At 70.5% G+C, this 22,737-nt stretch carries 21 protein-coding genes and 1 pseudogene; 11 read left to right on the top strand and 11 right to left on the bottom strand.

All coding sequences use genetic code 11. From position 1 onward, the window contains the following. Positions 1-5: 5 nt before the first annotated feature. From ACIP8W_RS20690 to ACIP8W_RS20680, 3 genes are all read right to left on the bottom strand, one after another. Positions 6-452 carry a GtrA family protein gene (locus ACIP8W_RS20690; RefSeq protein WP_401956025.1) on the bottom strand — a complete coding sequence of 149 codons (447 nt, stop codon included), beginning with the start codon at positions 450-452 and terminating at the stop codon, positions 6-8. Between the two features lie 105 nt (positions 453-557). Beyond that, a complete protein-coding gene (locus ACIP8W_RS20685; protein ID WP_401956024.1) occupies positions 558-2,093 on the bottom strand; it encodes a protein kinase in 1,536 nt (511 codons plus the stop codon). After that, entirely contained in the window at positions 2,090-2,740 is a 651-nt protein-coding gene (locus tag ACIP8W_RS20680) for a hypothetical protein (protein ID WP_402204074.1), read from the bottom strand. Before ACIP8W_RS20680 ends, ACIP8W_RS20685 begins: the two co-directional genes overlap by 4 nt. Positions 2,741-3,021: 281 nt before the next feature. On the opposite strand from ACIP8W_RS20680, the gene ACIP8W_RS20675 reads away from it, so the two are divergent. Then, positions 3,022-4,251 carry an alpha/beta hydrolase family protein gene (locus ACIP8W_RS20675; protein ID WP_401956022.1) on the top strand — a complete coding sequence of 410 codons (1,230 nt, stop codon included), beginning with the start codon at positions 3,022-3,024 and terminating at the stop codon, positions 4,249-4,251. A 17-nt stretch (positions 4,252-4,268) separates the two neighbouring features. On the opposite strand, the gene ACIP8W_RS20670 is transcribed toward ACIP8W_RS20675, so the two are convergent. The 3 genes from ACIP8W_RS20670 to shiA are packed head-to-tail and all read right to left on the bottom strand — an operon-like array spanning position 4,269 to position 7,667. After that, a complete protein-coding gene (locus ACIP8W_RS20670; protein ID WP_402149685.1) occupies positions 4,269-5,270 on the bottom strand; it encodes a C-terminal binding protein in 1,002 nt (333 codons plus the stop codon). 54 nt (positions 5,271-5,324) lie between these two features. Next, the gene (locus ACIP8W_RS20665) at positions 5,325-6,185 is read right to left on the bottom strand and encodes an oxaloacetate decarboxylase (protein WP_401956020.1); all 861 of its coding nucleotides are present in this window, start codon (positions 6,183-6,185) and stop codon (positions 5,325-5,327) included. Positions 6,186-6,224: 39 nt separating this feature from the next. Beyond that, a complete protein-coding gene (gene shiA, locus ACIP8W_RS20660) occupies positions 6,225-7,667 on the bottom strand; it encodes a shikimate transporter (protein WP_402204072.1) in 1,443 nt (480 codons plus the stop codon). A 153-nt stretch (positions 7,668-7,820) separates the two neighbouring features. Between shiA and ACIP8W_RS20655 the strand changes: the two genes are divergently transcribed. Next, positions 7,821-8,639, top strand: a complete 819-nt coding sequence (locus ACIP8W_RS20655; RefSeq protein WP_401956018.1) for an IclR family transcriptional regulator C-terminal domain-containing protein — start codon at positions 7,821-7,823, stop codon at positions 8,637-8,639. Between the two features lie 103 nt (positions 8,640-8,742). Here ACIP8W_RS20655 and ACIP8W_RS20650 read toward each other — a convergent pair whose 3' ends face one another. After that, positions 8,743-9,546 carry an HNH endonuclease family protein gene (locus ACIP8W_RS20650; RefSeq protein WP_401956017.1) on the bottom strand — a complete coding sequence of 268 codons (804 nt, stop codon included), beginning with the start codon at positions 9,544-9,546 and terminating at the stop codon, positions 8,743-8,745. Between the two features lie 326 nt (positions 9,547-9,872). On the opposite strand from ACIP8W_RS20650, the gene ACIP8W_RS20645 reads away from it, so the two are divergent. Continuing rightward, a complete protein-coding gene (locus ACIP8W_RS20645; protein ID WP_402204069.1) occupies positions 9,873-10,937 on the top strand; it encodes a DNRLRE domain-containing protein in 1,065 nt (354 codons plus the stop codon). A gap of 22 nt (positions 10,938-10,959) precedes the next feature. Here the strand turns inward: ACIP8W_RS20645 and ACIP8W_RS20640 are convergent, their stop codons facing one another. Beyond that, positions 10,960-11,610: a GntR family transcriptional regulator gene (locus tag ACIP8W_RS20640; RefSeq protein WP_401956015.1), complete on the bottom strand. Its 651-nt coding sequence runs from the start codon at positions 11,608-11,610 to the stop codon at positions 10,960-10,962. A gap of 164 nt (positions 11,611-11,774) precedes the next feature. On the opposite strand from ACIP8W_RS20640, the pseudogene ACIP8W_RS20635 reads away from it, so the two are divergent. From ACIP8W_RS20635 to madM, 4 genes and pseudogenes are all read left to right on the top strand, one after another. Beyond that, positions 11,775-13,007 (top strand): annotated as a pseudogene (locus ACIP8W_RS20635) (malonyl-CoA decarboxylase domain-containing protein); the annotation flags it as partial. Positions 13,008-13,232: 225 nt separating this feature from the next. After that, positions 13,233-14,864, top strand: a complete 1,632-nt coding sequence (locus tag ACIP8W_RS20630) for a malonyl-CoA synthase (protein ID WP_402204152.1) — start codon at positions 13,233-13,235, stop codon at positions 14,862-14,864. A gap of 58 nt (positions 14,865-14,922) precedes the next feature. After that, a complete protein-coding gene (gene madL / locus ACIP8W_RS20625; RefSeq protein WP_401956014.1) occupies positions 14,923-15,324 on the top strand; it encodes a malonate transporter subunit MadL in 402 nt (133 codons plus the stop codon). Position 15,325: 1 nt separating this feature from the next. After that, positions 15,326-16,090, top strand: coding sequence for a malonate transporter subunit MadM (madM, locus tag ACIP8W_RS20620; protein ID WP_401956013.1), 765 nt, complete (start codon positions 15,326-15,328; stop codon positions 16,088-16,090). A 78-nt stretch (positions 16,091-16,168) separates the two neighbouring features. Here madM and mfd read toward each other — a convergent pair whose 3' ends face one another. Then, entirely contained in the window at positions 16,169-19,717 is a 3,549-nt protein-coding gene (gene mfd, locus ACIP8W_RS20615; RefSeq protein WP_401956012.1) for a transcription-repair coupling factor, read from the bottom strand. A 197-nt stretch (positions 19,718-19,914) separates the two neighbouring features. Here mfd and ACIP8W_RS20610 point away from each other — a divergent pair, with 197 nt between their 5' ends. After that, positions 19,915-20,361 (top strand): nitroreductase family deazaflavin-dependent oxidoreductase, encoded by a 447-nt coding sequence (locus ACIP8W_RS20610; RefSeq protein ID WP_401956011.1) that lies wholly within the window; start codon positions 19,915-19,917, stop codon positions 20,359-20,361. A gap of 65 nt (positions 20,362-20,426) precedes the next feature. On the opposite strand, the gene ACIP8W_RS20605 is transcribed toward ACIP8W_RS20610, so the two are convergent. Further along, positions 20,427-20,765 carry a hypothetical protein gene (locus ACIP8W_RS20605; RefSeq protein WP_402204066.1) on the bottom strand — a complete coding sequence of 113 codons (339 nt, stop codon included), beginning with the start codon at positions 20,763-20,765 and terminating at the stop codon, positions 20,427-20,429. 173 nt (positions 20,766-20,938) lie between these two features. Here ACIP8W_RS20605 and ACIP8W_RS20600 point away from each other — a divergent pair, with 173 nt between their 5' ends. The 3 genes from ACIP8W_RS20600 to ACIP8W_RS20590 are packed head-to-tail and all read left to right on the top strand — an operon-like array spanning position 20,939 to position 22,205. Beyond that, entirely contained in the window at positions 20,939-21,766 is an 828-nt protein-coding gene (locus ACIP8W_RS20600) for a helix-turn-helix domain-containing protein (RefSeq protein ID WP_402204150.1), read from the top strand. Between the two features lie 14 nt (positions 21,767-21,780). After that, the gene (locus tag ACIP8W_RS20595) at positions 21,781-21,978 is read left to right on the top strand and encodes a DUF397 domain-containing protein (protein ID WP_401956009.1); all 198 of its coding nucleotides are present in this window, start codon (positions 21,781-21,783) and stop codon (positions 21,976-21,978) included. Positions 21,979-22,001: 23 nt separating this feature from the next. Continuing rightward, positions 22,002-22,205: a DUF397 domain-containing protein gene (locus ACIP8W_RS20590; RefSeq protein ID WP_401956008.1), complete on the top strand. Its 204-nt coding sequence runs from the start codon at positions 22,002-22,004 to the stop codon at positions 22,203-22,205. 8 nt (positions 22,206-22,213) lie between these two features. Here ACIP8W_RS20590 and ACIP8W_RS20585 read toward each other — a convergent pair. Continuing rightward, positions 22,214-22,737: transposase (locus ACIP8W_RS20585; protein ID WP_402204064.1), on the bottom strand; the 524-nt coding region annotated here is incomplete at its 5' end.

The raw sequence follows: 22,737 nt of genomic DNA, 5'->3' as shown, positions 1-22,737 counted from the left end.
ACGATTCACGGGGAGATTGGGGTACGCAGCTCCTGACCGCTGTCCCGGGGCCCGTCCGGAGCCCCGTCCCCGCTCTTCCCCCGGTCCGGGCGGAGCATGATCGTCCGGGAGAGCGCGAAGGTGACGGGGATGGCCGCCGCCGCGGTGACCAACGGGGAGTAGCGGCTGCTGAGGTGCGCCACGTCGACCATCAGATAGACGCCACTGGTGGTGATCACGAAGTTCGCCGCGTTGGTCAGCGGGAAGAGCAGGAACTTCCGCCAGGTCGGACGGGTCCGGTAGGTGAAGCGGCTGTTCAGGAAGAACGACCCCGTCATGCTCAGCGCGAACGCCAGGACATGCGACACGACGTACGGCAGCCGCTGGAGGAAGAACAGGTAGCAGGCGTAGTACGTGCCGGTGTTGACCAGCCCGACCAGGGCGAATCTGATCAGCTGGACCCGGACCGTCATCCGCTCGCACCTCCCTGCCCGGCTCCGCCCGGCGCGCCCGCACCGGTCCTCAGGAGTGTGGCACAGCCGCTCCCGTCCGCCCCGGAACGCCCGGCCCCTCCCGTCTCACCCCCTGAACTGCTGCCGGCGGTCGAGCACGCGGCGGATCTCCGCCGGGAGCGGGTGGTACGGACCGTAGACCCGCTCCGTGTCCCACAGCAGGTTCTGGAAGTGCTGCCGGGCGCCCGTGTGGTCGCCCAGCACGAGCAGCAGATTGCCGACGCGCTGCCGGATGTCGAAGGCGCGCCCCGGGTCGGTGCCGGGCCCGCGCGCGTTCTCGTGGTGCGGGAGGACCGCGCGGTACTCCGTCAGCGCGGCGGCGGCCTCGCCGAGCTGCTCCAGACACTGCGCGGCGTCGTAGCGGAAGCCGAGCGTCTGCGGATCGCCCGGACCCGCCTCGGCCGACCGGTCGTCGGCGAGACGGCGCAGCTCGGGCAGGGCGCGGCGGTACTGGCCGTCGTCCATGAGCGTCGACGCGTACTGCTTGCGCAGGATGCGGACGACCGGGGAGTGCTCGCCGTGCTCGGCGGCGGCGGCCGGGAGGATCGCGCCGAGGATGTCCACGGCCTGGGTGATGCTGCCCTCGCCGAGGAGCCGCTTGGCCTCGTCGACGGCGGCCGCCACATCGGGCCGGCGCGCCGGGACCGGTGGATGCGGCGGTACGGGCGGGGGCGCCGCCGGCGGGGTGGCGACCCGGTCGGGCCAGGGCGCGTGCGGGCGGATGAAGGGCCGGGTCGGGTCGAGCGGGCCGGTCGCGGGGACGGGGTGCCGGGGCAGCAGCGGAGCGAGCCGCTCGTACACCTCCCGCGCTCCGGAGGGGCGGTGCAACGGGTCCTTGGAGAGCAGTCCCAGCACGAGCGCCTCCAGCGGTTCGGGGACCTCGGGCCGCACTCCGCGCAGGGGCGGGGGCTGCTCGTACAGATGGCGGTGCAGCACCCCGAGGGCGGTGGAGCCCTCGAACGGGACGCTGCCGCTGAGCAGTTCGTGGAGGAGCACGCCGAGCGCGTACAGATCGGTGTACGGGCCGACCGCGCTGCCCATCGCCTGTTCGGGGGCCATATAGGCGGGGCTGCCGATGGGCGAACCGGTGTGGGTGAGGCGGGTGGTGTCGGTGTCGATGACGGAGGCGACCCCGAGGTCGAGGACGGTGATCGTGCCGTCCGGCTTGACCATGACGTTGCGCGGCTTGAGGTCGCGGTGGACGATCGGCACGGCGTGTACGGCGGCGAGGACACCGCAGAGCTGCGCGGCGACCGCGACGGCCCACTGCCAGGGGTACGGGTCGTGCTCGGCCAGATGGTCGGCGAGGTCGGCGCCCTCGACGTACTGCATGACGAGGTAGAGGTCCTCGCCGTCGCTGCCCGCGTCATGGACGGTGACCAGTCCGGGGTGGTCGACCTGGGCGGTGACCCGGCACTCGCGGACGAAACGTCGGCGCATCTCCTCGGCCGCCGTGGCCGCGGCCATCCGGTCGGGCCGCAGCAGCTTCACGGCGACGCGCCGGTCGAGGCGCTGGTCGTACGCGGTCCAGACCTGGCCCATGCCGCCCTGGCCGATGAGGGCGGACAGCTCGTAACGGCCCCCGATGACGCGTCCGTTCACCGGCCTTCCCGCTGGTTTCTCAGGAGGTCGCTGAGGTCGTCCAGCTCGGCGCGCACCTGGTCGATCCGGGGGCGGGGCGCGGGCGGGGTGGACGGTATCGGCGGTGCGACGAGGTGCTGCGGCGGCGGAGTGTGTCGCTGCGGCTGCGGCTGCGGCTGCGGCTGCTGTTGTTGCGGATGCTGTTGCGGCTGCGGCTGCGGCCCCGGATAGCCGTAGCCGAACTGTGGTGTCATCGGCGGGAGTTGACGGGAAAGAGCGGCGAAGTGCCGTATCTCCGCGTACAGATAGAAGACCAGCACGGCGACGTCCAGCAGAAGCAGCAGCAGGGTGGCGATCACCACATTCGGCGTGGCCTCGGCCGTGTCCGGTTCCATCCCCAGGACGGCCATACAGCCCACCGTGAACGCCACGGCCAGCACGAACAGCGTCCAGTGCAGTGTGCGGCCCGTGACGATCGCGAGCCGCAACAGCGCGGCCCAGGCCAGCAGTCCGCAACTGACCAGGGTCAGCAGACAGAAGAGCACCCGCAGTCCGAGCACCGCCGCTCCGCTCCCGCCCGGCCGCTGTCGCCGCGGCTGCGGTGGGGGCTGCGGGGGCTGCGGGGGCTGCGGGGGCTGCGGCGGCGGCACATGGCCATGGCCGTGCATTGCTGCTCCTGGGATGCCTGGGGAACGCCTGAGGCTTGAGCGTATACACCGTGACCGACAGCCCGCGCCGGGTTGCCGGTCATGCGCGCGTCCGCCGGTCACGTCGGGCGGCGGGCCCGGCCGTGCGCTTGAGTGACAAATGTCAGCGAAAGGGATGAGGAATCACAACAACCCCGCTCCGGTAAGGCCGTTAGTTTTTCGGTAGGCCGCCCCACCACTCGGCGGTGCGGCCCCGCAACCTTCGCCTCCCCGTCCGTACGTACGACCGTGAAGGAGACACCATGCCGCACCTCGCCCGTCCCTCCGCTCCCAGCAGGCGGCGGGTGATGGCCACGGGCACCGCGCTCGCCGCCGGTCTCGCGCTCACCGGAGCGGGAGCGGGAGCCACGACCGCCGCGGCGGCCACCCCGAGCGGCAGCGCCCCCGCCCCCGTGCGGCTCGCCCTCCCCCGGCCGACCGGGCCGCACGCCCTCGGGACCGTGACCCTGCACCTCACGGACCGCTCGCGACGGGATCCCTGGGTCGGGTCCGTGCCCGTACGGGAGCTGATGGTCCAGATCTGGTACCCCGCCCTCCGGGGCGCCGGGCTGCCCAGGGCGCCGTGGATGGATCCGAAGGCGGCCGAGGTCTTCCAGCGGACGGGCTATCTCCTCGACGGCTATGTCACCCTGCCGCCCACCCACGCCCGTACCGGCGCGCCCGCCGATCTCTCCGGTGGCCGGCTGCCGGTGATCCTCTACTCCCACGGGCACGGGCAGTACCGCGCGTCCAGCACCGCGCTGGTCGAGGATCTCGTCAGCCATGGGTACGTCGTGGTCACCATCGACCACACCTATGACGCGGGCGTGGTCGAGTTCCCCGGCGGCCGGGTCACGACACACCGGATGCCGGAGCTCACCGAGGCGAACATGACGGAGGTCATCGACAAGGCGGTCGACGTCCGGGTGGCCGACACCCGTTTCGTACGGGAGGAGCTGTCCCGGCGGGTACGGGCCCGGGGCAACCCGCTTCCGGCCCGCCTCGGCGAGCTGCTCGACCTGTCCAGGACCGCCCTGTTCGGCCACTCGCTGGGCGGGGCGACGGCCGCGGCGGCGATGGCGGAGGGGATGCCGTTCCTGGCGGGCGCCAATCTCGACGGCCATCTGTTCGGCCCGGCCCTGACGAAGGGCGTACCCGGTCCGTTCCTGCTGATCGGTGAGGACGCCGCGACCAACGACAACTGGACGGCGGCGTGGCCGAAATTGCGCGGCTGGCGCCGGATGCTCCTGCTGACCGGGTCGCGGCACTTCTCGTACACCGACTACGAGGCGTTCCTGCCGCAGGCCCTCGACCGCCTCGGCGGCACCGCCGAGCAGCTGGCCGAGGTCATCGGACCGCTGGACAGCGCACGGAGCATCGCGATCCAGCGGCGCTTCCTGCGCGCCTACTTCGACCTGCATCTGCGGGGGCGCCGCGCGCGGATCCTCGAAGGGCCGACGGGCGCCTACCCGGAGATGCGTTTCCTCGGCTGAGAGCCTGACGGCGCTGGTCACCGGCGGCGGGTGTGCGGGACGACCTCGCGGTTGACGTGGTACGTCAACGGCTCGCCCCGGAGGACCTCGACGACGTTCCGCGCCGCCTTGGTCCGTATCTCCTCCTCGGAGTCCTCCGAGTACCAGGCGCAGTGCGGCGACAGCAGGACGTTGTCCATCCCGCGCAGCGGGTGGTCCGCCGGCAGCGGCTCGCTCTCGAACACGTCGAGACCGGCGCCCGCGATCCGCCCCGACCGGACCGCCGCCACCAGCGCGTCCTGGTCGATCACCGGGCCACGGGCGGTGTTGACCACATAGGCGGTCGGCTTCATCAGCGCGAACGCCTCGGCGCCGACCATCCCGGCCGTCGCGTCGGTCAGCGGTACGTGTACGGAGACGAAGTCGGCCTCCCGGAAGAGGGTTTCGGCGTCGACGAGGGTCACTCCGTACTCCTCGGCGGTCGCGGGCCGCGCGTACGGGTCGTGCGCCAGCACCCGCAGCCCGAACCCGGCCAGCTTGCGGGTGACGTACTGCGGGATCCGGCCGAAGCCGAGCAGCCCGAGTGTCCGGCCGCGCAGCCGGAAGAGCGGGCCCGCGACCGTGTAGTCCCAGCCGCCCGCCGCGAGCGAGGCGCGGTAGGGGCCGAGCCCCCGGGCCAGCGCCAGGATCATCGCGGACGCGTGGTCGGACACGTCGTCGAGCGAGCCGTCCGGGACATGGGCGACGATGATCCCGGCGGCGGTGGCCGCGTCGACGTCGATCGTGTCGAGCCCGATGCCGTAGCGGGAGATCACCCGGAGCGCCGGGAGCCGCCCGATCACCTCGGCGGTGAGCCGGGCGTACTGGTTGATGACGGCGTCGGCGTCGGCACAGGCGGCGACCAGCTCGTCCGGCGTGGACGCCTGCGCCGGTACGAGCCGGAAGCCGGCCCCCTCGATGACGGCCCGCTCCGGCGCGAGGTCGGCGAACTCGTAGTCGGTGACGACGACGGTGGCGGTGGCGTTCGCGTTGGCGGTCACGGTGGCCCTCCGTTCTGTGGTGGCCGCGGGCCCGGGTCCGTTGCGGACGCGGGCTCAGGCGCCGAAGCGCTGGTCGAGGTCCTGGTGGTGCGGGAGCCCCACCAGGTCGCTGAACTCCCCGTACGTGTGCTGCGCCGGACCGCCCCTCGGGGTGCCGGTCCTGGCGAGATGGCCGAGCGCGTCGGCGACCGCGCGGGTGGCGGTGAACAGGGCGGTGACGGCGTACAGGACGACGGAGAAACCGAGTTCCTCCAGGTCGCGGGCTGTCAGCCGGGTCGTCTCGTTGCCGTCCACGATCGAGACGACCTTGGGCCCCGGCACCGCCTTCGCGACGGCCTCCACCTCGCGGATGTGTTTGATCCCGTCGACGAACACGAGGTCGACGCCCGCCTCCTGGTAGAGCCGCGCGCGCCGGATCGCCTCCGCGGCGCCGAGGGCGGGCATCGCGTCCGTACGGCCGATGACGATCAGGTCGTCGGCACCGCGCGCGTCGATCGCGCAGCGCAGCCGCCGCGCGCTCTCCTCCGCGTCCATCAGCCGGATCCCGGCCAGCTGCCCGCAGCGCTTGGGGGCGACCTGGTCCTCCAGATGGATGGCGGCGACCCCGGCCTGGACGTACTCCCGTACGGTCCGCTCGATGTTGGACGGGCCGCCGTAGCCGGTGTCCGCGTCGGCGATGACCGGGATGGAGACGGCGCGCGTCATATTGCGGGCGTGCTCGGTCATCTCGGTCTGGGTGAGCAGCCCGATATCGGGCGTGCCCAGCCGGCTGGCCGTCGCCCCGAACCCGGTCAGGTAGACGGCCCCGAATCCGGCGGCCTGGACGAGGCGCGCCGTGACCGAGTCGGGCGCGCCGGGCGCGACCACGATGCCCCGGCCGTCGAGGAGGGTGCGCAAGCCGTTGGAACGCTGCACGGCGGGATCCTTCCGGTGTACCGGTGTGTACGACGGGCGTCAGACGGCGGGGGTGCGCGCGGAGGCCGGGGCGGCGCCGGTGTCTGTGGTGCCTGTGGTGCCTGTGGGCTTCTCCGGCCCGGTGCGGTGGTCCCGCGCGAGGTTCCAGGCGAGTACGGCGGAGATGGCGCAGCCCACGAAGAGGTACGCCGCGACCAGATGCCACGATCCGCCCGTCGCGGTCGCCAGCGCCACCGCGATGAAGGGGGTGAAGCCGCCCGCGATGGCGCTGGCGAACTGGTAGCCGACGCCCGCGCCGCTGTAGCGGTACTCCGCGCCGAACATCTCGGTGAACAGGGGCTGCTGGACGCTGACCGCCAGGTCGTGGGCGACGTTGAAGAGCAGGACGGCCGCGATGACGGTCGCTGCCTCCGAGCCGCTCTCCAGCGCCAGGAAGAACGGCGCGGCCATGACCGCTCCGGAGACGGCGCCCGTGATGTAGACCCGACGCCGTCCGAACCGGTCGGAGAGGTAGGCGTACGTCGGGATGGTGATGATGCCGAGGGCGCCGACGAGCAGCCCGATGTTGAGCATGAACGCGCGCGAGTAGTCGAGTTCTTCGGTCGCGTAGCTCAGGGCGAACGCGGTGACGATATAGCCGGAGAACAGCTCGACCAGCCGGAGCCCGAAGATCTGCGCGAAGGCGCGCGGGTGGGTGCGGAGCGCCTCCAACAGCGGGACGCGCCGCCGTCCCCGTACCGCCGCGTCCTGTTCGGCCTCCTCGACCTTCTGGAGAACCTCCTCGGAGTCATGGACCCGGGAGCGGACCCACAGCCCGGCGACGACGAGGACGACGCTGGCGAGGAACGGCACCCGCCAGCCCCAGGACAGGAACTGGCTCTCGGTCGTCAGCCCGCTCATCAGCAGGACGAAGCCGGTGGCCATCACCAGGCCCACGGAGTAGCCGACCTGGACGCCGCTGCTGTAGAAGGCGCGTCTGGCCTTGGGCGCGGACTCGACCGCCATCAGCGCGGCGCCGCCCCACTCGCCGCCGACCGCGAAGCCCTGCACCGCGCGCAGGACGACCAGGAGGAACGGCGCCCACCAGCCGATGGTCCCGTATCCGGGCAGCAGCCCGATCAGCGTGGTCGAGGCCCCCATCAGGACCATGGTCAGTACGAGCATCCGCTTGCGCCCGAGGCGGTCGCCGTAGTGCCCGAAGACGATGCCGCCGAGGGGCCGGAACAGGAAGCCGACGCCGAAGGTCGCGAAGGCGGCGAGGGTGCCGATGGCGGGGCTGACGTCCGGGAAGAACTCGGTGTTGAAGACCAGGGCGGCGACCAGGCCGTACAGGATGAAGTCGTACCAGTCGATGACCGCACCGGCGAAGCTGCCGAACGCGGCACGGCGGGCCTGCCCCTCGTCGAACGCGTCGGTGTCGGTGGCGGTGGCGGTATCGGTGCCGGCGGCGTCCGGCGATCCGGGCGTTACGGGGATGCTCATGAATGCTCCATACTGTTCGCTACCGTTCGCTGAGCGAACTTCGGTGCGCTCTCCGAAACATGGCTGAAATCGGGACGGTAAATTCAGCAGGGGGCTGTGTCAAGGGTCACAACTCGCCTCCGTATGCTCGGGCCCGTTCGAAAGGAGTCCGCGATGGCACCACGGGAACGGGGACAGCAGCGCGAACGGGAGCGTGAACAAGGACGTGACCAGGGGCGGGGCGAACACTTCCTGGAGTCGCTGGACCGGGGTCTCTTCGTCCTCGGCTCGTTCGACGCACGCCATCCGCACCGCACCCTCAGCGAGGTCGCCGAGGCGACCGGGCTGAGCAGGGCGACGGCCCGGCGGATCCTGCTGACCCTCGTCGACCTGGGGTATGTCGCCCAGTCCGGACGGGACTTCTCGCTCGCGCCGCGCGTACTGGACTTCGGCTTCTCGTATCTGGCCAACCTGGGCGTGGCCGCCGCCGAGCCGTATATGCGCGAACTCAGCCATCAGGTCGAGGAGTCCGTACTCCTCGCGGTCCTCGACGGACACGACGTCCGCTATGTCACCCGGGCCAACGCGCCCCGGACGCTGCACCTCAACATCCCCATCGGGGAGCGCTCACCCGCCCATGTCACCTCGGCGGGGCGCATGCTGCTGGCGCATCTGCCCCCCGCCGACCTCGACCGCTACCTCGCGACGGCCGACATCCGGGCGTACACCTCCTGGACGGTGACCGACCGGGAGGTCATGCGTGAGCAGTTGCGTGAAACGGTACGGCGGGGCTGGGCGCACTCGGTGAGCGAACTCGACGTCGGGATGGAGGGCGTGGCCGTGCTGGTCCCGGCGGTCACGGGCGGGCGGAACGCGGCGCTGTCGGCGGTGTATCCGGTGACCCGGTTCTCCGCGGAGGAGTTGGAGGAGAAGGTGGTCACGCCCCTGCGCCGGCAGGCCGAACGCATCGCGGAGAGCCTGCGCGTGCGGTGACGCGGTGACCCGGTGACCCGGTGACCCGGTGACCCGGTGACGGACGGTACGGACCGCCCGGTGGCGGACACGGGCACCCCTCGCCCGCCACCGGAAACAGGGCTCAGCCGCCGCACTGGGCGAGCATGGCCTCCTTGTCCGGCACGGTCACGGGCAGCTCGTACTTGAGCGCCACCTGCGCGAACCGGGCCACATACGCGCAGTGGATCTCCTCGTTCGGCGGGAGCCAGTCCGCCGGTCCCGAGTCGCTCTTCGAGCCATTGGTCGGGCCGTCCACCGGGATGAGGTTGAGCGGGTCGTTGGCGATCTGCTTGCGCTGGGACGAGGTCCAGCGCGAGGCGCCCATCTGCCAGTCATACGAGAGGGGCATCACATGGTCTATCTGGACCTTGGACGCCGCCTCCTTCCGCCACTCGATCTCCTGGCCCGTGTACGGGTCGTTCAGGGTCATGGAGATGACGACGCAGTCGGAGCCGGAACGATACTTCAGGTCCTTGCCGTCCCTGGCGAGCAGATCGTTCCTGGTGTCGCAGCCGTTCCCGGCGAGCGGGATGCCCTCCGCCGTGTCCATCCAGGCGTAACCGAACTTCTTCCGGTCGTACCCGGCCCTGGAGCCCCGGTCGGCGGTCGGCACCGTCCTGATCAGCTCCAGCGCGGCCTTTCTGTCGGCCTCGGCGGTGACGGGCGCGAGCCCACGCTTCGTCCCCTCGGGGTTGGCGAGCGGAAGCACTCCGTACACGCTGCCGCCACTGCCACCCGCGGCACCACTACCGGTGGCGGTGGGGGTGGGCGAGGCCGTGGCGTCGGGCTCCGGGGCCGTCGCACAGCCCGCCAGCAGGGCCGCCGAGAGGGCAAGTGCCCCCGGGATCAGGAACGTTCGCGATATTCGATCTTCGACTCTGTACACACCCGCACCCTATGTCTCACGTAACCAGAGCCCGCACCGATGCCCGAACCGCGTCCGAACCGCGTCCGAACTGGCGCGCCAGATGATCATCGATAGTACGAAATATCGCCCTGACCAGGAAGAACGCCCACTCCACCTAGGTAAAGAAAGATCAAAATAGAGCTATCCGCATGGTTCGACTCACGAGCAGAGGAGAAGGTTGTACAAATCTTTCGCTCATTTCTTCAGTAGAGGCTCCACCCATGCGTGTTCGACGGGTCCGTGGTTCTCGCTTATTCGCGCCCGGCAGTGCCGGACGCCGAAGAGCGAGAGTCACGGCTCTCTCCGTGCTCGTCCTCTTCTCCCTCGTACTCACCACCGAGGCCGCCACCGCCACCGGCGCCGCCCTCCCGGCGCGCGACCCCGCCCAACAGGGCGGCACCGCCAGGGGTTTCACCCCGGCCGTCTCGGACTTACAGGCCACCACGAAGGCCGACGCCGAAGCCGACGGCTCCGCCACCCTCCGTGTCCGCCCGTCGACCGTCGACACCCCCGCCCCGGCCATCGCCGTCAGCGGCTCCACCTACGCGCAGAACACCCGCCCGGGCGACCACTCCGCCCGGGACCGCGTCAAGGTCGGTTCGTACGACTCCGGTACGAACAAGGCCAACGCCTTCCTCCGGTTCGGCGCCCTCGGCGCGACGCTGAAGGACCGGCGCGTCTCCGCCGCCACCCTCACGGTGTGGGCGCTGTGGTCCTCGTCCTGCGTCCCCTCGCCGTTCTCGGTCCACCCGGTCACCACGGACTGGACCCCGGCGGGGGTCACCGGCTACCCGGGCCCGGCGTTCGACCCCACCCCGCTCGGTACGGTCACCCCCGAGCCCGGCGCGTCCTGCGCCAACACCACCGGGGCCTCCTCGGTCGGGGTGCGGATGCACGTACCGCTCGACGCCTCGTGGTTCACCCGGATCGCCACGGAGGGCGGCGCCGACCACGGTCTCGCGCTGACCGCCCCGACCGGCGACGCGGCGCACTGGAAGAAGTTCCACTCCAGTGCCTCCGCGACCGCCGCCTGGCGCCCGTCCCTGGACCTGACCTACGAGGCCGTCACCCCGGCCGCCGCCCCCGGCCCGGACACCTCGAACGCCGCCGACACCCTCCCGGTCCCGGACCCGCTCTGCGTCCCCCGCCGCGGCCACGGCTCGCTCCCGCCCGGCCCGGACGACCTGTCCGGCGCCCTGGACAACGCCCTCCGGCCGACGCCGATCTCGGCCGGGCTCCCCGGCCGGCGGTCCCCCCGGTCCCCGAACCGCGCGCGGCGCCGCCGTCGCCGTCCCCGCGCGGCCAGGGCCGGCGGCGCGTCGGCCCGTCGTACGCGCTACCGGGGAAGGCGACGGACCGTGCGCCGGTGACGGACGTCCGGAGGGGATGCGCTCACCCGGTGCCGCGCGTCGGCCGGGTCACGTGTCTCCAGGTCCGGATCAGCTGGCTGAACTCCTTGACCTGGACGAGCACATGGTCGCGAGCCGCGTTCTCCGCGGCCTCGGCGTCGCCTCGGGCGATGGCGTCGGCGATCTCCCGGTGCTCGGCCAGGGAACGCCGCATGCGGTCCGGTACGCGCAGTTGCAGCCGCCGGTAGGGCTGCAGGGCCCGCTTGAGCGCGTGGGCCTGCTGCCGCAGGTACTCGTTGCCGGAGGCGTCGTAGACGACGCCGTGGAAGCAGGCGTTGGCGTAGTAGTAGCCGTCGGAGTCACCCGCCAGCGCGTGTTCCTCGCATTCCCGCAGGGCGTGTTCGAGCGTGTCCAGCGACTCCCGCTCGATACGGCGGGCGGACAGCCGCGCCGCCATCCCTTCCAGCTCGGCCATGACTTCGAAGCGCTCGGCCAGCTCGGAGACGCTCAACTCGGTGACGTAGGTGCCCTGTTTGGCGCGGATCTGCACCAGTCCGGAGCGCTCCAGCGCCTGGAGGGCTTCGCGGATCGGTGTGCGGGAGCAGCCGAACTCCTTCTCCAGCCGCGCGGGGTCCAGTCGCTCGCCGGGGCGGTAGCGGCCCTCCACGACGGCGTTCTCCAACGCGTCTCTCACACGCTGGGATTCCGGGACTCGGGCCATGCCCACCTCCGATCGCTCAGGCTTCCGGTGTCAGTCCGCTCCAGGGGCTGGCGCACCTCACTTCCGTACTCTACGGTGCGCTTGTTATATACATCACTTCCCACGATGCATACAGAGAAGGGGCGGGAGGAGTCGGGATGGAATCTCATGGCGGCTGGCTGCTGAGCGACCTGTTCCAGATCCTCGGGCAACCGGACGGCGGCGGCTCGGCGGCCGGGGATCCCCAGGGCCCCCCGCTGGACCGGCTGCTGGCGGCCTGCGAAGTCCTGATGAGCGACGTGGGCGAAGCCTCGATGCGCGCGGTCGCGGCACGGGCCCTCGCCGCCTACGGCGAGCTCGACGACACCGGCAGGCGGGCCTTCTTCACCCACATCACCCGGACCTACGATGTCGACGCCGATCAGGTCCGTACGGCCTTCCGCCACTGGGAAGCCGCCAGGGACGGCGGAACCCAGGGCGAGGCGGAGCTGGTCCGGCTCTTCGACGCGGTCGAACCGGCCCGTCAGCAGCTGCTCCGCCGGATGAACCACGCGCCCGACGCCACGCTCGCCCTCGTCGGCATGCGCGCGGATCTGCGCCGGCTGATACGCCACCACCCCGAGTTGCGGCCCCTCGACCACGATTTCCACCACCTGCTCACCTCCTGGTTCAACCGCGGCTTCCTCCGCATGGCGGAGGTCACCTGGGACGCGCCGCAGGAGCTGCGCCAACACCTGCTGCACAGCGAGAAGGTCCACCCCATGGCGGGCGGGGACGAGCTGCGCCGCCGGCTCCAGCCCGAGGACCGCCGGGTCTACGCCTTCTTCCACCCGGCCACCGGGGACGTGCCCCTGATCTTCGTGGAGGTCGCTCTCGTACGCGGCCTGCCGGACCGTGTCGCCCCCCTGCTGGAGCCCGGTCCGGCGCTCCGCCCTTCGCGGGCGGACACGGCCGCGCTCTACTCGATCAACAACGCCTTGGACGGGCTGGCCGGGGTGTCCTTCGGCAGCTTCCTCATCAAGCAGGTCATCGAGCACGTGGGGGAGCAGCTGCCGCACCTCACGCAGTTCGCCACGCTCTCGCCCATCCCGGGATTCCGGCGCTGGCTCGGGGAGCGGGCCGAGTCGGAGGACGGTCTGCGGCTGCTCGCCGAGGAGCTGGACGCCGTGCGGGAGCCGGCGCACCTCGCGGTGCCGGACATCGAGCGGATACGTTCCCGGCTCTTCGCCGCTCTGGCCCGGTACATCGCGGTCGAGCGGCGCGACGACGGACGCCCGCTCGATCCGGTCGCCCGCTTCCATCTGGGCAACGGAGCCGCCGCCTGGCAGCTGAACTGGCCGGCGAACAACTCGCCCGCGGCCTGGCGGCAGTCGTACGGCGCGATGATCAACTACCGCTACGAGCCGGATCAGTTGGAGCGCCGCCACGAGGACTTCGTCCGCCGCCGCGCCGTGGCGCTCGGCGGCCCGCTTCGGGACGCCTTCCCGGACGCCCGGGCGGCGCCCCCCACCCTAGGTACGCACACCGTCCCAGAGGACAAGACCTCGAAGGACCGGATCTCAGAGGACAGAGCCGCAGAGGGCAATGCCTCGCAGGACAAGAAAGGAACACCTCCGATGGCATCCTTCCGGACCATTCACCGGTCGTTCGCCGAGCAGGTGGAGCGACAGCCGGACAAGGCGCTCTTCGAGCTGCCCGACGGGCGGAACATCACCTACCGCGAGACCGATCGGACCGTGCGACGGATCGCCGCCCGGCTCGTCGCCGCCGGTGTCGTCCCCGGCGACCGGGTCGCCATGCAGGTGGAGAAGTCCCCCGAGGCCATCGCGCTGTATCTGGCGACCCTGCGGATCGGCGGGGTCTTCCTGCCGCTCAACACCGCGTACACCGGGGCGGAGATGGAGTACTTCATCGGGGACGCCCGGCCTCGCGTACTCGTCTGCGCTCCGGAGCGGCTGACCGACCACGCGCACCGCACGGGAGAGGGACTCGTCGTCGAGACCCTCGGCACGGCCGGCGACGGCACGCTCCTCGACGGAGACGAGATCCTCGACGCCTCGGGCCGTCACGAGGAGGTCCTCGACGCCTCGGGCCGTCACGAAGAAGACTTCGACGCCTCGGACCGTCACGAAGAAGACTTCGACGCCTCGGACCGTCACGAAAAGGACTTCGACGCCTCGGCCGACGACCCGGCGGCGATCCTCTACACCTCCGGCACCACCGGCCGCTCCAAGGGCGCGGTGCTCTCCCACGGCAATCTCGCCTCCAACTGCCGGGCTCTGCTGGACGCCTGGCGGTTCACCGCCGAGGACCGGCTGATCCACGCGCTGCCGATCTTCCACGTCCACGGGCTCTTCGTCGCGGCGAACATGGCCCTGACGGCAGGCGCCTCCCTGTACTTCCTGCCGAAGTTCGACGCCGATACGGTCATCGATCTGCTGCCCCGGGCCACCGTGCTCATGGGCGTGCCCACCTTCTACACCCGGCTGCTGAAGAACGACCGGCTCACCCCGGGGGCCTGCGCCTCGATGAGGCTGTTCGTCTCCGGTTCGGCCCCGCTGCTCGCGAGCGACCACGCCTCCTTCGAGGCCCGCACCGGCCACGCCATCCTGGAGCGTTACGGGATGACCGAGACCGGCATGAACACCACCAACCCCTACGACGGCGGACCGCGCAAGCCCGGCACCGTCGGCATGCCCCTGCCCGGCACCGAGATCCGCGTGGTGGACGGCGGGACCGGCCGGGCGCTGCCCGACGGTGAGGTGGGCAGCATCGAGGTACGCGGCCCCAACGTCTTCACCGGCTACTGGCAGATGCCCGAGAAGACCGCTTCCGAGTTCCGGGCGGACGGGTTCTTCATCACCGGCGACCTGGGCCGTATCGACGAGGACGGCTACCTGTGCATCGTCGGCCGGGGCAAGGACCTAGTGATCTCCGGGGGCTACAACATCTACCCCAAGGAGATCGAGGAGCTGCTCGACGCCCATCCCGAGGTGCTGGAGTCCGCCGTGATCGGGGTCCCCCACCCGGACTTCGGGGAGACGGTGGTGGCCGTCGTCGTCCCGGCGCCGGGCGAGCGGCCCCAGGAACGCGAGCTGCTGGACTTCCTCACCGCCGATCTCGCGCGGTTCAAGCACCCGCGTGCCGTGCGCGTCGTCGAAGAGCTGCCGCGCAACGTCATGGGCAAGGTCCAGAAGGCCGAACTACGCAAACGCTACCGCGACCTGTTCACCGACGTGGACGCCTGATCCTCCGGTCTCTGTCCCATGGCTCTCAGTGTGGAGAACTCTCAGTGTGGAGTAGACGATGATCATTTATGGAGTGGCAGCGCTGGCGCTCTGCATGCTCACGGGCACGCTCGTCGGTGAGCTGCTCGGCCACGCCCTCGGCGTCGACGCCAATGTGGGCGGAGTCGGATTCGCCATGATCATGCTGATGCTGATCACCCACTGGCTCCGGGAGAAGGGCAGGTTCCCCAAGCCCAGCGAGCAGGGCCTGCTCTTCTGGAGCGCGATGTACATACCGATCGTCATCGCCATGGCCGCCACCCAGAACGTGGTCAAGGCGGTCACCGGAGGCCCGATGGCCATCCTGGCGGGCCTCGCCGCGATCGTCGCGGGAGGCGCGCTGGTCCCCGTACTGGCGCGCATGGGCGGGCCGTCGCAGCCGCTGCCTCCGCTGACCGCCGAAGAGAAGCAGGAGGTCTGAGATGGACCGGTTCCTCTCCGTCTTCGAGGACAACGGCCTGCTCGTGGCCTTCGCGCTGGTCGGTACGTTGATCCTGGTCTCGGAGTGGCTGTCCCGGAAGCTGACCCGGGGCCGGTTGCAGGGCTCCGCCATCGCCATCCTCCTCGGCCTGGTGCTGGCCTACTGGGGCGGTTCGACGACCGGTGGCCATGCCGGACTGGCCGACTTCGCCGCCCTCTCCGGGCTGAGCCTGATGGGCGGTGCGATGCTCCGGGACTTCGCGATCGTCTCCACCGCGTACGGCGTCGACCTGCGGCAGATCAAGCGGGCCGGACCGACCGCCATGCTCTCGGTCATCCTGGGTGTGCTGGTCTCGTTCGCGGCCGGGTCCGTCGTCGCGGCGGCCTTCGGCTATACGGACGCCGTGTCGATGACGACCATCGGCGCCGGGGCGGCCACGTACATCGTCGGGCCGGTGACCGGCACCGCGGTGGGCGCCAGCTCGGATGTCATCGCGCTCTCCGTCGCCGCCGGTCTGGTCAAATCCGTCGTGGTGATGGTGGGGACACCGCTGATCGCCCCGCTGATCGGCCTGAACAACCCGAAGTCCGCCATGGCGTTCGGCGGTCTGATGGGGACGACCTCCGGAGTGGCCGGCGGACTGGCCGCCACCGACAAGCGGCTGGTGCCCTACGGTGCCATGACGGCCACCTTCTACACGGGCCTGGGCTGCCTGCTCGGCCCGTCGCTGCTGTACGTGACCCTGCGGGCGATCCTCGGCCAGTGAGACGGGCACCAGCCGTGTGTCACCCGACGGAGACCAGCCGGGGCCGGCCTCACCACAGAGGCCGGCCCCGGGCGGGCCTCACGACAGGATCGTCGTCAGGAACTCCCCCGTCCACGCCAGCAGTTCGCGCCCGACCACCGGCTTCCCGCCGATCTTCCCCGCCGTCGGGCGCGGCACCAGGATCTGGTGGGCGGCGGGCTTGATCACCGTGCGGGGGTGCAGGCGCTTGAGGCGCAGCTCCTGTGACTCCCGCAACTCCACCGGCGCGAAGCGGATGTTGGCCCCCTGGAGCACGATCTCGCCGACCCCGCACGCCCGCGCGAGCATCCGCAGGCCCGCCACCAGCAGCAGGTTCTCCACGGGCTCGGGGAGCTTGCCGTACCGGTCGGTCAGCTCCTCCCGTACGGCCGTGATGTCGGCCTCCGTGTTGGCGGAGGCGATGGCGCGGTACGCCTGGAGGCGCAGCCGCTCGCCGGGGGCGTAGTCGTGGGGGACGTGTGCGTCGACCGGCAGTTCGATCTTGACTTCGAGGGCGGCCTCCTCGATCTCGGCGCCGTCCACCGCCGCCCGGTAGTCCGCGACCGCCTCGCCCACCATCCGTACGTACAGGTCGAAGCCGACGCCCGCGATGTGGCCGGACTGCTCGCCGCCGAGCAGATTGCCCGCGCCCCGGATCTCCAGGTCCTTCATGGCGACGTACATGCCCGCGCCCATCTCGGTGTGCTGGGCGATCGTCGCGAGGCGCTCGTGCGCGGTCTCGGTCAGCGGCTTCTCCGGCGGGTACAGGAAGTAGGAGTATCCCCGGTCGCGGCCACGGCCCACCCGCCCGCGCAGCTGGTGCAGTTGCGAGAGGCCGAAGTTGTCGCCGCGCTCGACGATCAGTGTATTGGCGTTGGAGATGTCGATGCCGGATTCGACGATCGTCGTGGAGACCAGCACGTCGAACTTCTTCTCCCAGAAGTCGACGACGACCTTCTCCAGCGCCCCTTCCGACATCTGCCCGTGCGCCGTCGCGATCCGCGCCTCGGGGACGATCTCGCGCAGCTTGGCGGCGGCCCGGTCGATCGACTCGACCCGGTTGTGGATGTAGAACACCTGGCCCTCGCGCAGGAGTTCACGCCGGATCGCGGCGCCGATCTGCTTCTGCTCGTACGGTCCGACGAAGGTCAGCACCGGATGGCGCTCCTCCGGCGGGGTGGTGATCGTGGACATCTCGCGGATGCCGGTGACGGCCATTTCCAGCGTACGGGGGATGGGGGTCGCGGACATCGTCAGCACGTCGACGTTGGCGCGGAGCTTCTTGAGCTGCTCCTTGTGCTCCACGCCGAAGCGCTGTTCCTCGTCGACGATGACCAGGCCCAGGTCCTTGAACTTCGTCTCGGCCGAGAACAGCCGGTGTGTCCCGATGACGATGTCGACCGCGCCGTCCCGCAGCCCCTCCAGCGTCGCCTTCGCCTCCGTGTCCGACTGGAAGCGCGACAGCGCCTTCACCGAGACGGGGAACTGCGCGTACCGCTCGGAGAACGTGCCGAAGTGCTGCTGCACGAGCAGGGTCGTCGGTACGAGAACGGCGACCTGCTTCCCGTCCTGCACCGCCTTGAACGCGGCCCGCACCGCGATCTCCGTCTTGCCGTAACCGACGTCGCCGCAGATCAGGCGGTCCATCGGGACCGTCTTCTCCATGTCCTCCTTGACCTCGGCGATCGTGGAGAGCTGGTCGGGCGTCTCCACGTACGGGAACGCGTCCTCCAGCTCGCGCTGCCACGGCGTGTCGGGGCCGAAGGCGTGGCCGGGGGCCGCCATGCGCGCCGAATAGAGCTTGATCAGGTCGGCGGCGATCTCCTTGACGGCCTTCTTGGCGCGCGCCTTCGTCTTCGTCCAGTCCGCGCCGCCGAGGCGGTGCAGCGTGGGCGCCTCGCCGCCGACGTACTTCGTGACCTGTTCGAGCTGGTCGGTGGGGATGTAGAGCCGGTCGCCGGGCTGGCCGCGCTTGGCCGGCGCGTACTCGACGAGCAGATATTCGCGGGTCGCGCCCTGGACCGTACGCTGCACCATTTCCACGTACCGGCCGACGCCGTGCTGCTCGTGGACGATGTAGTCGCCGGGCTCCAGGGTGAGCGGGTCGATGGTCTTGCGGCGCTTGGCGGGCAGCCGCGTGCCGTCCTTGCCCGCGGCCTTCTGGCCGGAGAGGTCGGTCTCGGTGAGGACGGCCAGCTTCAGTCCGGGGTCGACGAACCCGTAGTCGATCGAGCCGCGCGCCACGTGCACCAGCGCCTGCGCGATCTCCGTGAGCCCGCCCGCGCCGTCCGCGCCGGGGGTGTCCAGGCGCGCGGGGATGCCCTCGCCGCCGAGCACCTCGACCGTACGCGCCGCCGTACCGTGGCCCTCCGTGACGAACACCGTCCGCCAGCCGTCCGCCAGCCACTGCTTGGTGTCGGCGAGCGCGCGGGCGGTGTCCCCCCGGTACGACTCCGGGGCACGCATCCCGAGCGTGATCGCATCGGGCGCGGTCTCGTCGTCCACGGCGAACGGCGAGACCGACCACCACGCCATCCCCAGCTCGCGCGCCCGCTCCCGGACGTCCGCGATGGACCACAGCGAGGCCGCGCCCACATCGATCGGCGCCTGGCCGCCGCCCGCGCTGGCCGCCCAGGACGCCTGGAGGAACTCCTGACTGGTCGCGACGAGGTCGGCGGCCCTGGTCCGGACCCGCTCGGGGTCGCAGACCAGCGCCATCGCGCCCTTGGGCAGGACGTCGAGCAGCAGCTCCATCTCGTCCACGAGTACGGGCGCGAGCGCCTCCATGCCCTCGACCGCGATGCCCTCCGCGATCTTGCCGAGCAGCTCCCCCAGCTCCGGATGGAGCTCGGCGAGGGCGGCGGCCCGCTCCCGCACCTGCGGGGTGAGCAGCAGCTCACGGCAGGGCGGCGCCCACAGCCCGTGCTCGGCGACCTCCAGCGAACGCTGGTCGGCGACCTTGAAGTAACGGATCTCCTCGACGTCGTCGCCCCAGAACTCCACCCGAAGGGGGTGTTCCTCGGTGGGCGGGAAGACATCCAGGATCCCGCCGCGCACGGCGAACTCCCCGCGCTTCTCGACCAGCTCCACCCGCGCGTACGCAGCGGCCGCGAGCGCCTCGGTCACCGCGCCCAGATCGGCGCTCCGCCCCGACCTCAGGGCCACCGGCACCAGGTCCCCGAGCCCCTTGACCTGCGGCTGGAGCACAGACCTGATGGGCGAGACGACCACACTGACCGGCCCGGCGCTCGGATCGTCCGCGACGGGGTGCGTCAGCCTGCGCAGCACGGCGATGCGCCGGCCGACGGTGTCCGACCGGGGCGAGAGCCGCTCGTGCGGCAGCGTCTCCCACGACGGGTACTCCACGACGGTGTCCGGGTCCAGCAGCGACCGCAGCGCCGCCGCCAGGTCCTCCGCCTCCCGCCCGGTCGCCGTCACCGCCAGCACGGGCCGCCCGGCCTCCCGCGCCAGCGCGGCCACGGCGAAGGGCCGCGCGGCGGCCGGACCGACCAGATCGACATGCGTACGGTGCCCGTCGGCGGCGGCCTTCACCGCCTCGGCGAGCGCCGGGTCCTCGGTGACGGCGTCGAGCAGACCGTGCAGGCTCATGGAAAGCTTCCGTCCAGGTATTCGGATAGGCAAGGGTCGGATGGGCGTACGGGCACGAAAACGGACCCGGCGAGTCATACGCACCGGGGGCTGTCCAGCGTACTTCCGCCCACTGACAGACGCGGCCGGGCTCGGGAATGACCACACCACGCGGGAGCATTGGAACCTACGGGTACCCGACGACAGGAGCAGCAGTCATGCCACTCAAAGGCGAGTACGAGCCCAGCACCTTCCCGATGGCCCGCGACCAGGTCGAGCTGTACGAAGGCTCCGGCGGCACGGAGGGGACGACGATCCACGGCCTCCCCGTCATCCTCCTCACGACCCTCGGCGCGAAGAGCGGCAAGATCCGCAAGAGCCCGCTGATGCGGGTCGAACACGAGGGCCGGTACGCGGCGGTCGCCTCCCTCGGCGGCGCCCCCAAGCACCCGGTCTGGTACTTCAACGTCAAGGCCGACCCCCGCGTCGAACTCCGCGACGGCACCGACCGCTGGGACATGATCGCCCGCGAGGTGACGGGCGAGGAGAAGGCCCTGTGGTGGGCGCGCGCGGTCGAGGCGTACCCGGACTACGCCGACTACCAGGAGAAGACGGACCGCGAGATCCCGGTCTTCGTCCTGGAGCCGTCCCCGACGGAGCACTGACCTTCACTCTGCCCCGACCACACCCGCCCCACCCCGGGGCGGGTGTGCTGTCGTACGCCCCCGCCTCAGGCGGCCCGCTCCTCCGCCGGTACGTCAACCCCGTCCCCCGGAAGCCACACGACCCGGGGAACACACCCCTCGCCCCGCCCGAAGTACCGCGCCACACTCTCGGGCGCCGCCAACCGCAACTGCCCGCCCCCACCCACCCGGGTCACCTCGGCCGCACCGTCCTCGTGCGCCAGCCCCCAGGCGACGACGGCGGCATCCCGGTCCTCTTCCTCCGGGCCACCCCGGTACTCGACGACGACGGCGAAGAGGCGGGGCGCGGTGGCCCGTACCAGGTCGTACACCTCCTGATCGAAATCGAACAGCTCCAGGGCAGAGTTCTGCGGCGATACGGTCACGGAAATCCCCTATCGGGAGATGGGCATGGTGAGTTGAGGGCGCCTGGTGGCGCGGGCCGGTTTTGTGTGGCCTGCTTCACACCGCAGGGGAGGCATTGCCATTCATGGCAAGAAAAACTCTCATGCATCAGAATGAGTGAAGGAGAACCGTGGTCAGGAAGCAGCTGCCGACGATGCGTCAGCGGCGTCTCGGTACCGAACTACGCAGGCTGCGCGAGCAAGCAGACCTGTCCGTAACGAAAGCCGCCGCACTCCTCGGCTCTTCGCAACCGCAGGTCAGCAGCGTCGAAACAGGTCGTTTCGCGGTAAGCGCGGACCGGGTCCGATCCATGGCTCGCAGCTACACCTGCGCGGACGAGGACCTGATCGAAGCACTCGCCGCAATGACCGGTGGTCGAACACGCGGCTGGTGGGACGAGTACCGCGACATGCTTCCGCCGGACACCCTCGATCTGGCCGAACTGGAGCACCACGCCACCACAATGCGTACGACATCAGTGATCCACCTGCCGGGACTGCTCCAGACCAGGGCCCACGCCCACGCGGTGATCAGTGACGACGTACCGGCGCTCGCACCACACGAGGTGGAGCACCGGGTCTCGTACCGGATCAAGCGTCAGACCGTGCTCTACGGGGAGCACCCAATGCCTCTGACCGCGATCATCCACGAAGCCGCCCTACGTATGGGGTTCGGCGGACCGGAAGCGGCCCGAGCACAACTCGACTACCTACTCGACATGAGCGAACGGGACCACATCACCATCCTCGCCATCCCGTTCGGCGTGGGAACCTTCCCCAGTTCCGGACAGAGCATCCACTACATGACCGGAACGGTGCCAGCGTTGGATACGGTCCAGCTCGACTCTGACCATGGCGCCGCGTTCCTCGATACCCAACCGCAGTTGGTCAAGTACCGAACCGTTCTGGACCGTATGGAGACTTGTACCCTCAAGCCAGCGGCGTCCCGCGATTTGATCCGCAGGATCGCGCAAGACCTCTGAGAGAGGGAACACACGTGTCCGCCCTCAACTGGCAGAAATCCTCGTACAGCGCCAACGCGAACAGTTGCGTCTACCTCGCCGCAGCCGACAAGGGAACCGTCAAACTCCGCGAGAGCGACGTCCCGGACGTCATAGTCACCACTACTCCGGAGACGCTCCGCACCTTCATCCTTGGTGTCAAGGCAGGCAAGCTCCGCCACGCCACCGCGTAAGGCAGCCCGAGGAGGCACTGACCATGTCCGCCCTCAACTGGCAGAAATCCTCCTACAGCGGCCAAGGGGCCAACTGCATCAACGTCGCCGCAGCCGACAAGGGCTCCGTCAAACTCCGCGAGAGCGACGTCCCGGCACGGTCGTCACCACCACACCCCAGAGCCTCCGCGCCCTCATCTCCCGTATCAAAACAGGCGGGGTCGACCGTGGAACAGGAAGCTTCCTAATGCTGTTGTCAAGCAGCCTCGGTGACGGGTGGTGTGATTTGGTAGCACCGTCGGTCACGGATGAGGGCCCACAGAACGTTGACGCGTCGGCGGGCCAGTGCCAGGACAGCCTGGATGTGGCTCTTGCCTTCGGCTCTCTTGCGGTCGTAGAACCGCTTGGAGTTGGGATCGCTCCAGGAGCTGACCAACGCGGAGGTATAGAAGACGCGTTGCAAGCGCCGGTGGTAGCGCTGAGGGCGCCGCAGGTTGCCGCTGGTCTTGCCGGAGTCGTGCGGTGCGGGAGCGACGCCGCCGAAGGCCGCGAGGCGGTCCGCGGTGGGAAAGCCGTCCAGGCTGCCGCCGACGGCGGCCAGGAACTCGGCGCCGAGTCTGGGCCCCATGCCGGGCATGCTCAGGATCACCTCGGCGAGTTCGTGCTCGCGAAACCGGCCCTCGATGAGCTTGTCGATCTCGGCGATCTTTTCGTTGAGGGCCATCACCTCCTTCGCGAGGGTGAGCACCATCTGCGCGATGGCCTTCTCGCCGGCGACGG

The organism is Streptomyces sp. NPDC088554, assembly GCF_044752945.1.
GTDB lineage: Bacteria > Actinomycetota > Actinomycetes > Streptomycetales > Streptomycetaceae > Streptomyces.
This window is presented reverse-complemented; position numbering and strand designations above follow the sequence as displayed.